Source organism: Rhodococcus sp. BE178, assembly GCF_050433545.1.
Taxonomy (GTDB): domain Bacteria; phylum Actinomycetota; class Actinomycetes; order Mycobacteriales; family Mycobacteriaceae; genus Prescottella.
On record NZ_JBNPXA010000026.1, the window covers coordinates 22,923 to 37,379 of the forward strand.

12 protein-coding genes are annotated in these 14,457 nt (G+C 67.7%); 2 read left to right on the forward strand and 10 right to left on the reverse strand.

The genetic code is table 11. From position 1 onward, the window contains the following. Nucleotides 1-16 precede the first annotated feature (16 nt). Together J2X34_RS27635 and J2X34_RS27640 are read right to left on the reverse strand one after the other, a co-directional pair. Nucleotides 17-2,266 (reverse strand): ATP-dependent DNA ligase, encoded by a 2,250-nt coding sequence (locus J2X34_RS27635; protein WP_429520289.1) that lies wholly within the window; start codon nucleotides 2,264-2,266, stop codon nucleotides 17-19. Nucleotides 2,267-2,393: 127 nt separating this feature from the next. Further along, nucleotides 2,394-3,317 carry a LysR family transcriptional regulator gene (locus tag J2X34_RS27640; RefSeq protein WP_174908620.1) on the reverse strand — a complete coding sequence of 308 codons (924 nt, stop codon included), beginning with the start codon at nucleotides 3,315-3,317 and terminating at the stop codon, nucleotides 2,394-2,396. 101 nt (nucleotides 3,318-3,418) lie between these two features. On the opposite strand from J2X34_RS27640, the gene J2X34_RS27645 reads away from it, so the two are divergent. Beyond that, nucleotides 3,419-4,471 carry a YeiH family protein gene (locus tag J2X34_RS27645; RefSeq protein ID WP_174908618.1) on the forward strand — a complete coding sequence of 351 codons (1,053 nt, stop codon included), beginning with the start codon at nucleotides 3,419-3,421 and terminating at the stop codon, nucleotides 4,469-4,471. A gap of 81 nt (nucleotides 4,472-4,552) precedes the next feature. Here J2X34_RS27645 and J2X34_RS27650 read toward each other — a convergent pair whose 3' ends face one another. The 5 genes from J2X34_RS27650 to J2X34_RS27670 form a co-directional block, all read right to left on the reverse strand. After that, entirely contained in the window at nucleotides 4,553-5,008 is a 456-nt protein-coding gene (locus J2X34_RS27650; protein WP_174908616.1) for a MaoC family dehydratase, read from the reverse strand. Beyond that, nucleotides 5,008-5,760, reverse strand: a complete 753-nt coding sequence (locus J2X34_RS27655; protein WP_429520290.1) for an SDR family oxidoreductase — start codon at nucleotides 5,758-5,760, stop codon at nucleotides 5,008-5,010. Before J2X34_RS27655 ends, J2X34_RS27650 begins: the two co-directional genes overlap by 1 nt. Continuing rightward, complete coding sequence (locus J2X34_RS27660) at nucleotides 5,757-6,521, reverse strand: SDR family NAD(P)-dependent oxidoreductase (RefSeq protein WP_114718105.1); 765 nt, start codon at nucleotides 6,519-6,521, stop codon at nucleotides 5,757-5,759. Before J2X34_RS27660 ends, J2X34_RS27655 begins: the two co-directional genes overlap by 4 nt. Continuing rightward, nucleotides 6,521-7,744, reverse strand: a complete 1,224-nt coding sequence (locus J2X34_RS27665; RefSeq protein WP_429520291.1) for an acetyl-CoA C-acetyltransferase — start codon at nucleotides 7,742-7,744, stop codon at nucleotides 6,521-6,523. The genes J2X34_RS27660 and J2X34_RS27665 overlap by 1 nt, the downstream gene beginning before the upstream one ends. 816 nt (nucleotides 7,745-8,560) lie before the next feature. Continuing rightward, nucleotides 8,561-9,706, reverse strand: coding sequence for an acyl-CoA dehydrogenase family protein (locus J2X34_RS27670; RefSeq protein ID WP_429520292.1), 1,146 nt, complete (start codon nucleotides 9,704-9,706; stop codon nucleotides 8,561-8,563). A gap of 124 nt (nucleotides 9,707-9,830) precedes the next feature. Here J2X34_RS27670 and J2X34_RS27675 point away from each other — a divergent pair, with 124 nt between their 5' ends. Next, on the forward strand, nucleotides 9,831-10,442 hold the full coding sequence (locus tag J2X34_RS27675; protein WP_429520293.1) for a TetR/AcrR family transcriptional regulator: 612 nt from the start codon (nucleotides 9,831-9,833) through the stop codon (nucleotides 10,440-10,442). Nucleotides 10,443-10,501: 59 nt separating this feature from the next. Here the strand turns inward: J2X34_RS27675 and J2X34_RS27680 are convergent, their stop codons facing one another. The 3 genes from J2X34_RS27680 to J2X34_RS27690 all read right to left on the reverse strand — a co-directional run bounded on the left by J2X34_RS27680 (nucleotide 10,502) and on the right by J2X34_RS27690 (nucleotide 14,261). Beyond that, nucleotides 10,502-11,962, reverse strand: coding sequence for a glycoside hydrolase family 5 protein (locus J2X34_RS27680; protein WP_429520294.1), 1,461 nt, complete (start codon nucleotides 11,960-11,962; stop codon nucleotides 10,502-10,504). A gap of 118 nt (nucleotides 11,963-12,080) precedes the next feature. Beyond that, on the reverse strand, nucleotides 12,081-13,634 hold the full coding sequence (locus J2X34_RS27685; protein ID WP_429520295.1) for a long-chain-fatty-acid--CoA ligase: 1,554 nt from the start codon (nucleotides 13,632-13,634) through the stop codon (nucleotides 12,081-12,083). A gap of 33 nt (nucleotides 13,635-13,667) precedes the next feature. Then, complete coding sequence (locus J2X34_RS27690) at nucleotides 13,668-14,261, reverse strand: RBBP9/YdeN family alpha/beta hydrolase (RefSeq protein ID WP_114718099.1); 594 nt, start codon at nucleotides 14,259-14,261, stop codon at nucleotides 13,668-13,670. Nucleotides 14,262-14,457: the final 196 nt, after the last annotated feature.

Sequence of the window (14,457 nt, forward strand, 5' to 3'; positions counted from 1 at the left end):
ACGTCTGATCGGCAACTCACGTGTTCTCGAGTCGGACGTCCGCGGGAGACTTGTCGTCCCGCACCCCGCGCCAGCTCGGGTGCCGCAACCGGCCGGCCTCGGTGCGCTCCCGATACCGCACCTCGCCGACGATCTTCGGCGTCACCCACACCGTGTCGCCGCGGCCGACGTCCGGCACGTCGTCGACGAAAGGGCTCGTCTTTCGCTCCAGGGGCGCCAGCATCGACGTCAACCGGTCGAGGTCGCGCTCGCTGAACCCGGTGCCGACCCTGCCGATGTAACGCAGCCCCGCCTCCTCAGGAATACCGAGCAGCAGCGAACCGAGCACCGCGTGCCGTGCGCCTCGCCCACGTCGCCACCCGCCGATGACCGCCTCCTGGGTGAGCCAGTTCTTCGTCTTGATCCACGCCGATCCCCGCTTGCCCGGCAGATAGACCGAGTCGCGCCGCTTCGCCACAACGCCTTCGAGGTCACGACTGCGCTCGCGGACCTCGGCGACCGACCCGGTCAGCTGGGGCGGCACCACCAACCCGTCGACGGCCGCGGCCAGCGCGTCGAGGATGCGACGCCGGTCGTCGTAGCGCTTGCGGACCAGGGAGATCCCGTCGAGGTAGAGCACGTCGAACGCCCAGAACTGCGGCGCTCCCCCAGCCTGCAGCGCGGGAAAGCTGGTCCGCCCCTGGCTGTCCAGACTCACGACCTCGCCGTCGAGCACCACCCGGTGCCCGTCCAGCGCCCGCGCAAGGGATTGCAGTGCCGGGTACCGATCGGTGACGTCGTTTCCCTCCCTCCCCCGCAATCGTATTGCGTCGCCGTCGAATTCGACGATCAACCGGATGCCGTCCCACTTCCCCTCGAACGCCCACTCGTCGGGGTCGAGACCATCGAGGGTGCCCGCGGTGGCGAGCATCGGGGCGAGTCCGCGCGGCAAATCGGTGCGGGCGCCGTCGCCGTTGCCGTCGCTCTTCATCAGATGCATCAGCCACTGGTCACCCTCGGTGCGGATGAGCGCGTACCGGCCCTGCACTCGGCTGCCGAAGAGTCGGACGATCACCTCGTCGTCCCGCCACTTCTCCGGTTCGTACGTTCCGGCGTCCCAGATGCTCACGGTGCCACCGCCGTACTCCCCGCGGGGAATGCTGCCCGAGAAACTCGCGTACTCGAGCGGGTGGTCCTCGGTGTGCACCGCCAGGCGGTTCTCCTTCGGCGACGTCGGCACACCCCGCGGCACCGCCCACGAGACCATGACGCCGTCGTGCTCGAGTCGGAAGTCGTAGTGCAGCCGCCGAGCGTGGTGTTCCTGGATGACAAACGAGTTTCCTTCGCCGCCTTCTTCTTCCGTCCGCGGTATCGGCTCGGGTGTGCGGTCGGGGTCGCGCTTGCGGCGGTACTCGGCGAGCGGATCCAGTGGCGGGTCCAGGCCGGCGAGCAGGTCGCCGTCGCGGCGGAACCGGTCGAGTACCTCGTCGAACCGCAGGTGCCGCAGATCCGGATCCTCGAGTTCCTCCCATGCGCGCGGCGCCGCCACCGTCGGCGCGGAACGCCCGCGCATCGAGTACGGCGCGATGGTGGTCTTCGCGGCGTTGTTCTGACTCCAGTCCAGGAACACCCGTCCACCGCGCACCGACTTCGCCATCGTCGCCGTCACCAGGTCGGGGTGCATCTGCTCGAGACTCGTCGCCACCTTTTTCGCGACCGTCGACGCACCACCCGGCGCCAGCGCCCGGTCCAGCGGGACGTAGACGTGGATTCCCTTGCTGCCGCTCGTGACCGGGAACGCCGCCCACCCGAGGGTCGCGACCAGGTCACGGACCGCGAAGGCCACCCGCGCACACTCGGCCAGCCCGACGCCGTCACCGGGGTCGAGGTCGAACACCAGCCTGGTCGCGGGCCCCGGCTCGTCGTCGACGAACCGCCACTGCGGCACGTGCACCTCCAGCGCGGCCTGCTGGCCGATCCACGCGAGCGCCGCTGTCGAATCGATCAGCGGGTAGCGGACCGTCCGATCCTTGTGATGCACCGCCCTTCGGCTGAGCCATTCCGGGGCGGACTCGGCGAGGTTCTTCTCGAAGAACGACGGCTCGTCCACGCCGTTGGGCCAACGCTTCCGGGTGACCGGACGGTCGATCGCGTGCGGGAGCAGCGCGGGCGCGATCGCAGTGTAGTAGTCGATCACCTCGCCCTTGGTGGTGCCGGTGGCCGGGTACAGCACCTTGTCGAGCCGGCTCACCGTCAAGCGTCGACCGTCGATCGTGCGCGTCGGCATCCGGGGTACCTCCCGTCACGGAATACCCACATTGTGCGCCGCCGACAGGCACCATGTCCTGCTCTTTCCTCCACCGACCAGGGCCACCCCGTCCGCGACCTCGTCCCGAGTGCACGGATCCGCTTTGTCACCGCCGACTGTCGATGCGGCGACGCCCACCGAAATCGCTTGCCAGCCCGATCAGCTCGCCCGCAGCGGGGTGCAGTGGGCCTTGCGAACTCCACACCGCGCGCAGTGTCCGTTCGAGATCGAGCCCCTCGACGTCGACCACCACGAGGCCGCCCGACGCGACGCGGTCGGCGACAGCGAGCGCGCTCAGCACCGCCGGCCCCACTCCAGCCAGGACGCTACTGCGAATCGCACCCGAGCTACCCAACTCGAGGAGCGGAGGACAGCGCGGATACCTTTCGAGTGCCACATCCAGGGTGGTGCGGGTTCCCGAACCCGGCTCTCGGACGATCAACGGTGTCGTGGCCAGTTCAGCAGCACCGACCGGTCGGCCGCGTGTGGCCCACACATGCTCGGGATGGACGACCACCACCAGACGATCCCGGGCAACCGGAACACTCCTGATCTGTTTGGGAATCTCGGGCGACTCCACGAACCCCAACTCGCACGATCCGTCCGAGACCTGTTCGAACACCCGCAACGAGTTCTGCACTTCCAGATGAATTGTCAGATCGGGATGCGATTGCCGAAAGCGGACGAGCCACAGCGGCATCAGATGTTCGGCGACGGTCATACTCGCGCTGACCCGAAGTCCGCGCGATCGCTCCGCCCGCAGGCCGTCGACGGCTTCGAGCAACTTGTCCATGTCGGCCAATATCTTTCGGGCCCAGTGCGCAACCACCAGGCCATTCGACGTCAAGACCGAACCGGTAGTGCTGCGCCGCACCAACGTCATCCCGAACTTGCGCTCCAACTGGGTGATATGGCGACTCGCATTCGGTTGCGCCATCCCGACCAGCCTGCCTGCGGCACTCAAACTTCCACTGTCGGCGATGCCGACCAGCAACTCGAGAGCAGTGTGATCGAGCGACCGACGCGACATGCGACAACTGTATGGCCGACCGCGCTTACATATCAATTCGGTATGACCCGTTGCTCAATCGGTCTCTACCGAACAGCCGGTCGACGAAGGATTGTCGTAGTATGAAATCCGTACTGGGCCAATCCGACGCCTCCAGCGCTGCGTCTCCATCCCCATCCGGCCCATCACGTCTGGACTCGGCGCGCGCCTTGGTGCCGGGCATTGCGTTGTCCGCCGGCGCTGCCGTCGTCGCCATGGGCGTCAGGCACTTCGTCCCCACGCTGAGCCCGCTGCTGATCGCAATCGTGCTGGGCGCCCTCACTGCCAATCTCGTCGTTCTGCCGGCGAGCTTCGGCGCCGGAATCACTTTCTCGTCCAAGAAGCTTCTGCGCGTAGGCATTTCCCTGCTCGGACTGCAGCTCGTGCTGGGCGACATCCTCGGCCTCGGGTGGGGCGTCATCGCAATGGTCGTGGCGATCGTCGTCCTCGGAATCGTCGGAACCATGTTCGTGGGCAGCCTGTTGGGCCTCTCCTGGACCCAGCGGGTGCTCATCGCCTGCGGCTTCTCGATCTGCGGAGCCGCGGCAGTTGCCGCAGCGGACGGCGTCGTCGAAGCCGACGAGGAGGAGGTCCTCACCGCCGTTGCACTGGTCGTGATCTTCGGCACCCTGATGATCCCGACGATCCCCTTGATCTCGAGTGCAATCGGTTTCGACGACACCGAAGCCGGGCTGTGGGCCGGCGGATCGATCCACGAGGTCGCTCAGGTCGTCGCCGCCGGCGGCATCATCGGCGGTGCAGCCCTCACCGTGGCAACGATCGTGAAACTGGCCCGGGTCCTCATGCTCGCCCCGGTCATGGCTGCCCTCAGCATCATGCAACGCAGACGGACCATCGGCCAGGGCACCACGACCAAACGCCCACCACTGATTCCGCTATTCGTCCTGGCGTTTCTCGGACTGGTCGTCATCCGTTCGACGGAAGTCCTCCCGACCGGACTTCTTTCGGCTGCAAGCTCACTGCAGACTGCGCTGCTGACCGCAGCAATGTTCGCGCTGGGTGCAGGCGTCCGCATCGCCACGATCAAGAAGGTCGGAATCCGGCCGTTCATCCTCGCCGCGGCGTCCACCGTCTGGGTCGCGGCCATCGCCCTCGTCGGAGTCATGATGGTCTGATCCGGGGACACCCCGAAACGAACCACGGGCCTGCCGCGCACGACGTGCGCGGCAGGCCCACGTGCTCGTGGCCCCACCCGGCTATTCCACCAGGTATCGGGCGAGGGACCGCGCCACACAAACCGGCTTGCAGGCCCGGTCGCACTCGACGGAGACGTCGAGTGCGACCTGCACGCCGCCGGGAACGTCGTCGACGGACGCCACCCGTGCGTGGCCGCGCACGCGCGAACCACCCGGGACCGGAGAGGGGAACCGCACCCGGTCGAGTCCGTAGTTCACGGCCGCGGTCACGTTCTCGACGCGGATCAGATCATCGAAGAACCGTGACAGCAACGACAGCGTGAGGTAACCGTGGGCGATCGGACCGCCGAACGGACCGTCCGCCGCGCGCACCGGATCGATGTGAATCCACTGCCTGTCCTCGGTACAGTCTGCGAACGTGTCGATCCGGTTCTGGGAGACCGTCACCCAGTCGCTGGCGCCGAGGTCGGTGCCGACCGCGGAGCGCAACTCGTCGAGAGAGGTGAATACCGCCATCACACTCCTCCCGCCAGGGTCAGGCCACCGTCGACGACCAGAGTCTGCCCCGTGATCCACGCCGCGTCGTCGGACGCGAGGAACGCCACGGCGGCAGCGATGTCCTCCGGCTCGCCGAGCCGTCCCAGCGGGTAGTCGGCGGCCACCTGCTCCTCACGCCCCTCGTACAGCGGACCGGCGAACCGTGTCCGCACGACCGCGGGCGCGACGGCATTGACTCGCATCGTCGGGCTGTTCTCGGCCGCCAGCTGCGCGGTCAACGCGATCACCGCGGACTTGCTGACTCCGTAGACGCCGATGTCGGTCGCCGGCCGGAGCCCCGCCACCGAGGCGACGTTGACCACCGCGCCGACCGCCCCATCCAACTGCTTCCGGAAGTGCCTGGCCCAACCGATCACGCCGAGCACGTTGACCCCGAGGATCTTTCGCGCCGCGTCCAGGTCGGTGTCGAGCACCGGCCCCGAGACCGGGTTGATGCCGGTGTTGTTGACGAGGACGTCCAACCGGCCGAAGACCTCGACGGCCCGCGCGATCGTCTCGGCCTGGTGGGTCTCGTCGTCGGCCCGCCCAGCGACGGCGAGCGCCACCGACGGGCCGCCCAACTGTTCGACGGCGGCGGCGAGCGCGTCCTGGTTGCGCGCCGTGATCACGACGCGCGCGCCCTCGTCGACCAGGCGCTGCGCCACCGCGAGACCGATGCCGCGGCTCGCCCCGGTGACGACGGCGACGCGGCCGACGAAGCGAGCCGTCATATCGAGATCCCGCCGTCGACAGGAAGCACGGTGCCGGTGATGTATCCGGCGTTCGTCGATGCGAGGAACGCGACCGCCGCCGCCATCTCGCGGGGATCGGCGAAGCGGCCCATCGGGACCTGTGCGATCAACTCGGCCTTCTTGTCCTCCGGGATGGAGGCGATCATCCTGGTCTCGGCGTTGGGCGAGATCGCGTTGACCGTCACACCGAATCGGGCGAGTTCCTTCGCGGCGGTCTTGGTGAAACCGATGATCCCGGCCTTGGCCATGGCGTAGTTCGCCTGGCCCGGATTGCCGCGCAGACCCGTGTAGGAGGTGACGTTGACGATGCGGCCGTAACCGCGCTCGCGGAAATGGGGCACACAGGCGCGGCTGAACCGGAACGTCCCGCCCGCATGGACCGCCATGACCTGCTCGTAGTCGTCGTCTGTGAGCTTCCAGAGGACTCGGTCGCGGAGGATGCCGGCATTGTTGACCAGCACGTCGATCCGACCGGTCTCGGCGATCACGCGATCGACCACGGACTGGACCGAATCGCTGTTGCTCACGTCGGCTACGGCACAGCGGCACCCCACCTCGGCAGCCGCTTCGGTCACCGCATCGCCGTCGAAGTCGACGAGGTACACGGTGGCACCGGTCTCGTGGAAGAAGCGCCCCAACTCGAGCCCGATGCCGCGTCCACCGCCGGTCACGATCACGGACTGGCCGGTGAAGTCGAACGACACGTTCGACGTTGTCTGTGTCCCAATCGTTTCGGTCATCAGCTCAGCCTCTCGAAGATGATCGCCATTCCCTGGCCGCCACCGATGCACATGGTCTCCAGTCCGAACTGGAGGTCACGCTCCTGCAGCGAGTGCAGCAGCGTGGTCGTGATGCGGGCACCGGTCGCACCGAACGGATGCCCCAGCGCGATGCCGCCGCCGTTGACGTTGAGTCGGTCGATGTCGATGCCGAGATCCCGGTACGACGGGATCACCTGCGCCGCGAACGCCTCGTTGATCTCGGCGAGGTCGATGTCGGAGATCGACAGGCCCGCCTTCGCGAGAGCCCGACGCGACGCCTCGACCGGGCCCAGCCCCATGATCTCCGGCGACAGGCCGCTCACGGCGGTCGACACCACGCGTGCGAGCGGGGTGAGCCCGAGTTCGGCGGCCCTGTGGTCGCTCATCACGACCAGCGCGGCGGCACCGTCGTTGAGTGGACACGCATTTCCGGCGGTGACGGTGCCGTCCTCCCGGAAGACGGTTCGCAGTCCGGACAGCTTCTCGAACGTGGTGCCCGCTCGGGGTCCGTCGTCGGTGCGGACCGCACTTCCGTCGGCGAGGATGACCGGGGTGATCTCCCGCTCGAAGAACCCGTCGGCGATCGCCTTCTCCGCCAACTGCTGTGAGCGGGCGGCGAATTCGTCCTGCTCGGCCCGGCTGATCCCGCGGTGGGTGGCGATGTTCTCCGCGGTCTGCCCCATGGTGATGTAGACATCGGGCAGCAGGCCCGCGGTGCGCGGGTCGGTCCAGGTCTCGTTGGTCTCCGCCAGCCGCTTGGTCCGTTCCTGCGCCGGCGCGAACAGCGGGTTCTGCAACTGGACGTCGCCGGCCCCGACGCCGTTCTGCTGCGGGTACCGCGAGACGCACTCGACACCGGCGGAGACGAACACGTCACCGTCACCGGCCTTGATCGCGTTGAACGCCATCCGCGTGGTCTGCACGCTCGACGCGCACGCCCGGTTCACCGTCACGGCGGGAACTGCATCCATACCCAACTGGACTGCAACGCGGCGGGCGATGTTCTCGCTCTGCTCACCGGTGTGCTCCCAGGCCCCCAGGTACAGGTCGTCCACGGTGTTCGGATCGAGCGAGGGGATCTGGTCGAGAGCTGCTCGAACCATCTGCGCGGCAAGGTCGTCCGGCCGGACCCCTGCCAACGATCCCTTACCCGCACGCCCGATCGGCGAACGTGCGGTTGCGACGATGACTGCTTCGGTCATGATTCGTAACTCCCGTTCCGCCGGCCGCAGCCGGCACAGGTAACAGCGCCAACTCGCGCCAGAGTGACTTCCTACGTGAACTCGGTCGAACCGGCCGGGAGCGTCGTCGCGGGCAGACATGTCATCCACGCGCGCGACGCGGCGCTTGCCCGCGCGGTCGGTCCCCGTTCCGCCTCGACCTCCGCCCATAGGGCGGATCGCTAAGCGTTCGCTTAGTTTGGGGCGGTTGCTCGCGAAAGTCAATCCCAGCCGCGGAGACGGAAGCAGGTGGACCGAATCTGGTTCTGGCCGAGCACGACAACAGTTCGAACAGTTGATCTTGCGTGTGCAACACGGAGGTCACGCCTCGAGGGGCAGTCGGCCAGGGCCGCACTGCAGCAGCTAGATGTGCTCCACCAGAATAAGCAATCGCTTATTGATCGGTGGATGCGCCACCGGCCGTCACAAGGCGCGCTGAAGGCAAATTCCGGTGCGGGGACGAAATTGTCGGCGCACGGGCAGTATCGCGTCATCGACGATGCGGCCGTAGACGTGCCGGGTGGGCGGCGGTCCACGCGGCCTTCTTCTCCCTGGCCGACCTCGCATACGCCTTCTCCATCGAGAAGGATCGAATCGGGTACCGAAGCGGTGGCGACTCACACACTTTCGCCGGGGCGAACTTCATGTAGGGATACGACGGCCGACAGTGGCCCTCGATTGTCGCGGGGGGCCTCTTTCACAGGTGGAGAGGGACTCGCCGCCGAACAGGAGACACGCACTGGTGCCGGCCTCCCGATCCGCGGGGCGCACGAGCCCCACGGATCGGGAGGGCGAGGATCACAGCGCGAGATCGCGCCCGATGATTTCCTTCATGATCTCGTTGGATCCGGCCCAGATCTTCGTGACGCGCGCGTCCATCCAGGCGCGCGCGACGCGGTACTCGCGCATGTAGCCGTAGCCGCCGTGCAGCTGCACGCAGTGGTCGAGCACCTCGTTCTGCACCTGCGCCGACCACCACTTGGCCTTGGCCGCGTCGACGGCGCTGAGCCCGGCATCGGAGTGCTGGGCGACCGCCGCATCGATGTACGCCTGCGCCACCTCGATCTTCGTGACCAGCTCGGCCAGCAGGAACTTGTTGTGCTGGAACGAACCGATCGAGTTCCCGAACGCCTTGCGATCCTTGGCGTATTCGATCGTCTCCAGCAGGATCTGCTTGGCGTGCGCGACATTGGTCACCGCGGCGCCGATGCGCTCCTGCGGGAGGCGTTCCATCATCGCCACGAATCCCGTGCCGGGCTCGCCCAGCAGCGCGTCGGCCGGGAGACGGACGTTGTCGAAGAACAGTTCGGCGGTGTCGGACTCGGGCTGGCCCACCTTGTCGAGCTTGCGTCCCCGCTCGAAGCCCGGGAGCGACGCATCGACGAGGAAGAGGCTGATGCCCTTGGAACGCTGTGTCGGGTCGGTTCGCGCCGCGACGACCACCACGTCGGCGGTGTAGCCGTTCGTGATGAAGGTCTTGGATCCGTTGAGAATCCAGTCGGAGCCGTCGCGAACGGCGGACGACTTCAGATTGGCCAGGTCCGAGCCCGCAGACGGCTCGGTCATGCCGATCGCCGCCACCGCGTCACCGGACGCCATCCGCGGCAGCCACTGCTGCTTCTGCTCCTCCGACGCGAGGTCGACCACGTACGGCGTCACGATGTCGAAATGGATCCCGAAGCTCGACGCCAGGGCCATGTTGACGGCGGCCAACTCCTCGGTCGCGACCGCGTTGAACCGGTAGTCACCGGCCTCGCTGCCGCCGTAGACCTCCGGAATCTCGAGGCCGAGGATGCCCTGCTTGCCGGCCTCACGCCACACCTCGCGCGCGATCAGCTTGTTCTCGCTGTGGGACTCGACGTTCGGGACCACTTCCCGCGCCAGGAAGTCGTGGACCGACGCGCGGAACTGCTCGTGATCGGCGGTGAAAACTGCTCTCTTCACTTCGTACCCTTTCCGACTCAACCTCCATCGGCTAAGCGCTCGCTTAGTTTGCGACGAGAGTGTGGGAAAGTCAATGCGGAAACGCCGACATCGGGTCGGCGGATGCGCCGGAGGTCGGAGACAGATGTCATCGCAATCAGCAGGACCGCGCGCGGACCGCCCCATCGGGGAGGCCGAGCAGCGGCTACTCGACTCCGCGCGCGACGCGTTCGCGGCGAAGGGCTACCACGGGACCAGCACGCGCGAGATCGCCGCGGGGGCGAACATGAGCCCCGCCGCGATGTACATCCACTTCCGGTCCAAGCAGGACGTGCTGGCCAGGCTGAGCCTCGAGGGGCACATCGCGGCGTACGCGGCCCTGCGCGCCGGCGCCGAGACCGCGGGATCTCCGACGAAACGCCTGCGTGCCGCCGTCTATGCCTTCGCACACTGGCACGCTGAGAACCACACGACCGCCAGGGTCGTGCAGTACGAACTCGCCGCTCTCGACGACGAGAACCACGCGCGGGTGGTGCAACTGCGCCGGGACATCGTCGCCACCGTCCGTTCGATCATCTCGGACGGCACGCGTGACGGGGAGTTCGCGGTGGACAACATCGACGTCACCACCCTCGCGGTTCTGTCGCTGTGTATCGACACGGTGCGGTGGTACCCGTCCCGCGAGCTGCATACCCCCGAGTCGGTGGGCGCGTCGTTCGCGGCCTGCGCAGAACGAATGGTGAAAGCGGATGCGTGACAACACACATCCGCCCACCTCCTAAGCAATCGCTCAGGCCGAGCTCCATCCGAGTCGACTCAGCGGCTGCTCACCGAGTAGTCACCGTCGGCGTGTGCCGTGAAGCGCCAGCCGCCGTCCACCCGCGCAAGATCCACATCCGCGAGATTCACGGTGTCCAGTTGCGGCTGCTCGGCGCCGGGATACCACGCCTCCACCCGTCCGCGACCGCTGCCGGCGAAGCCCTCCGACGTGACGTCGGTCAGAGATCCGGGGGTCGCGCGCGGGTACGCCCGGGCCAGCGGAGTCACGAATCCGTCCACCATCCCCAGCGACCGGCCCGACGGGCAGTCGATCCGATTGAGGTTGCCCTGCGGCTTCTCGGTGTTGCCGTCGCGCACGGCGTGCGGATCGCCGCACGCCTGCGTCCACGACCACCACGCGCCGCCCATCCGATGCTCGTTCGTGGCGTCGACGAACCGGTCGACGGCGGAGGGCTGCTCGTCGGGTTCACCGAACCAGCCCCATTCGCCTGTCCACAGCGGTGCGCCGTACCAGTCGGCTCCCGCGGCGGCGATCCGGAATCCGGTCTCCAGGGAGGGGAACTCGCTACTGACGGTGATCGACTGACTGTAGAGGTGCGGCGAGAACACTACGAGCGGATCGGCGAGGTAGTGGCGCGGCGGGAGCGCGTCGATCCCGAACGCCGACCAGACGGCGCTCGGTTCGAAGAAGATCAGGTGCGGAAAGCCGCCGGATTCGGCCTGCCGGATGGCCGCGATCGCGCGCTGGTAGAAACGGCCGATCTGGTCGGCGGCCGTGAACGGGTCCCGCAGTCCCGGGTTCGGCTCGTTGAGCAGGTCGTAGCCGGCGACCGCGGGCTCGTCGGCGAACTCGGCGGCCAGCCGCGCCCACGTCGCGACCAGGCGGCCCTGGATTCCCTGTTCGTCGTCGTAGAACGCCTGGAACGCGCGCGCAACGGCGGGCGACGCCTCGCGCAGTCCCCCGATGTTGCACGTCGTCCATCCGCCGGTCAGCGTGGCCCATTCCGGTGCGCCGTCCCACCCGATCCCCGGCTCGAGCAACGGTGGGCAGGTCTGCCCGGCGGGGGTTCCGACGAACGGACCCCACGCGTCCTGATGCATGTCGAGCACGGTGTAGATGCCGTGGTCCTTCGCGTCCTGCACGGCGGAGCGGATCCGCTGGACGTAGGCCTGGTCGAACGCGCCCCGGGTCGGCTCCAGCGCCGACCACGACACGTTCAGTCGCACGACGTCGAACCCGAGCGCGGCCATCCGCGCGAAGTCCGTTCGATCCAGCGGAGCCACCGTCGGGAGGTCGGTTCCGTTCTGCGCGTAGTCGTTGAGCTGATTCACATTCGCACCGCGCAGGAGCACCGTCCGACCTTCGACGTCCTTGATGGTCCGATCTTCGACCGTCAGCTGCGGAAGCGTCCACCCGTCGCCGAGCGGAGCCGCTTCCGCAGCCGGGACTGCCTGCAGGGTCAGAGCCGTCAGGGCAAGCAACAGCAACGCGCGCACGGTGAGCCTTCCTGTACAACCGTCCAAGTGCCCGAGAGCCTAGGCTCAGACCCTCCGTGCAGGAGTCTGAACCGTGAAACTCACCCTCAGGTAAGAGTTTTCGGACGGTTGCGGTTGCTCACACCAGTTCGCGCTTGAGGATCTTCCCCGTGCCGGTCATCGGGAGCTGATCCACGATCCGCACCTCGCGCGGGTACTTGTAGCTCGCCATCCGGTCCTTCGACCAGGCGATCAACTCGTCGGCCGAGATCCCGGAGCCCTCGTGCGGGATGACGTAGGCGCGGACCTCCTCGCCGTGGCTCTCGTGCGGCACTCCGATCACGGCCGCCAACGAGACCGCCTCGTGCGTCATGAGGACTTCCTCGATCTCCCGCGGATAGACGTTGAACCCACCGCGCACGATCATGTCCTTGGCTCGGTCCACGATGTAGTAGAAACCGTCGTCGTCGCGGCGGGCCAGATCGCCCGTGCGGAACCAACCGTCGCGCATCACCTCGTCGGTGGCCTCCGGCCGACCGTAGTAGCCCTTCATCACGTTGTGTCCGCGGATCGCGAGTTCGCCGACGGCGCCGATTTCCTCGACGGTGTTCCAGTCACGATCGACGAGGCGCACGTCGACGCCCCAGATCGGGATCCCGATCGATCCCGCTCGCGGTGCCTGCTCCGGATCGCTGAACAGGGCGACCGGTGAGGTCTCGGACAGCCCGTATCCCTCGAGGATCTGGACCCCGAATCGCCTCGCGAAGCGCTCGAGGATCTCCACCGGCAGCGCCGCGCCCCCGGAGATCGCCTTGCGGAGGTTGGCGGCGATCCGGCCCACGTCAACCGAGTCGTCGACGGCTCCGAGCAGGCCCCAGTACATCGTCGGCACGCCCGCGAACATCGTGATCGACTCGCGCTCCATGATGTCCAGCGCCGCGCTCGCCTCGAAACGCGGGAGCAGCACGAGCGTCGCGCCCACCGAGAAACCCGCGTTCATGTTGATCGTCTGCCCGAACGAATGGAACAGAGGAAGCGTCAGCAGGTGGGTGTCGTGCAGGCTCGGGCTGCTGTCGAACAACCGGTTCGAGGCGATGGCGTTCATGACCATGTTCGACTGGGTCAGCTCGGCGCCCTTCGGCCGGCCGGTCGTCCCGCTCGTGTAGAGGATGACCGCGGTGTCCGTGGCTTCCCGCGCCACCGACTCGAACGTCGACGGCTGGTCGGGCAGCACCGTCGAGAGCGCGGTGATTCCCACATCGCTGCCCGCGGCGACGCTGCCGTCGCCGCCGATCACGAACATCGTTCGGCACGAGGGCGCCTCGTCGAAGCCGTCCCGTCCGTACTCGCCGATCGGCAGATCCGGTCCGCCCTCGAAGCAGAAGTAGGCGACCGCCCCGCAGTCCTGGAGGTGGTAGGCGATCTCCCGTCCCTTCAGCAGGACGTTGAGCGGCACGACCACGGCGCCCGCCTTGAGGATCCCGTAGTAGACGATCGGGAACCACGGCAGGTTGGGGCAGGAGACCGCAACCCGGTCACCGGGCTCGATCCCGGACGCGACGAGAAGATTGGCGATCTGGTTCGCGAGACCGTCGGTCTCCGCGTAGGTGAACCGGTCGTCCCCCAGCACCAGCGCGTCGCGGCTCGGGTACTTACGGGCCGAGTCTTCCAGGAACATGGACAGATTGAGCATCGGGGCGTCTCTCTCGGGCAGCGGTCGTGAAGGTCAGTGGCTCGGCGCGGTCTGGACGCCGATCGTGGTGAACAGTTCGTCGAGAAGCTCGGTCGCGCGGGGCCATTCGCCGTAGCCCGAGGCGGGGTTGAGGTGTCCGACCTCACCGAGGTCGACGAGACGGCCGCCCCACGCGTGTGCGAGGTCGACGACGACGGCGAAATCGGCCAGCGGGTCGTTGGTGCTGGCGGCGACGATGCTCGGGAACGGCAGCGGGCTGCGCGGCACCGGGTTCCAGCCGTTCGCCTCGAGGTCCGCCAGCGCCGGGTATCCGGCCGGCAGCGGGGTGGAGAGGTCCGACGGGGTGGCCAGGATCGCGCCCGCCACCGGGCGGTCGTGCCGGGCGGCCCAGTGCACGGTGATCATCACGCCGGCGCTGTGCGCGACGAGCACGACGGGGCCGTCGATGTCGGCCAGGACGGCGTCGAGCGCGGCCACACGGGCGTCGAGGCTGAGCTTGTCGTGCTCGAGCGGCGGGACGGTACGGACCTTGTCCAGGCCGGCGGCCAACAGGGTCTGCCAGTGGTCCTCGACGTGGTCACGCAGTCCGGGAACGATCACGACGGTCGGGGAAACGGAGCTGCTCAAGGCATTTCCTCCAAAAGATCTCGAGGCGGGCAGACGGAGCGGGGACGCCTGTGGGCGTCCCCGCTCCATCGAGAGGTGCTGTCGCAGACGTGAGACAGCGGGTCAGGCGTGCTGGGTGAAGCCGACCTGGCCGGGGCGACGGTTCGGGGCGTAACCGAGCTCGGCGAGGGTCTCGTCGGCGTTCGCGTAGGTGGTG

Coding starts and splice junctions, on each gene's coding strand:
- J2X34_RS27655 (WP_429520290.1), bottom strand. CDS start 5,760: ATGACGGCTCGCTTCGTCGGCCGCGTCGCCGTCGTCACCGGGGCGAGC.
- J2X34_RS27640 (WP_174908620.1), bottom strand. CDS start 3,317: ATGTCGCGTCGGTCGCTCGATCACACTGCTCTCGAGTTGCTGGTCGGC.
- J2X34_RS27645 (WP_174908618.1), top strand. CDS start 3,419: ATGAAATCCGTACTGGGCCAATCCGACGCCTCCAGCGCTGCGTCTCCA.
- J2X34_RS27660 (WP_114718105.1), bottom strand. CDS start 6,521: ATGACCGAAACGATTGGGACACAGACAACGTCGAACGTGTCGTTCGAC.
- J2X34_RS27665 (WP_429520291.1), bottom strand. CDS start 7,744: ATGACCGAAGCAGTCATCGTCGCAACCGCACGTTCGCCGATCGGGCGT.
- J2X34_RS27650 (WP_174908616.1), bottom strand. CDS start 5,008: ATGGCGGTATTCACCTCTCTCGACGAGTTGCGCTCCGCGGTCGGCACC.
- J2X34_RS27685 (WP_429520295.1), bottom strand. CDS start 13,634: ATGCTCAATCTGTCCATGTTCCTGGAAGACTCGGCCCGTAAGTACCCG.
- J2X34_RS27675 (WP_429520293.1), top strand. CDS start 9,831: ATGTCATCGCAATCAGCAGGACCGCGCGCGGACCGCCCCATCGGGGAG.
- J2X34_RS27635 (WP_429520289.1), bottom strand. CDS start 2,266: ATGCCGACGCGCACGATCGACGGTCGACGCTTGACGGTGAGCCGGCTC.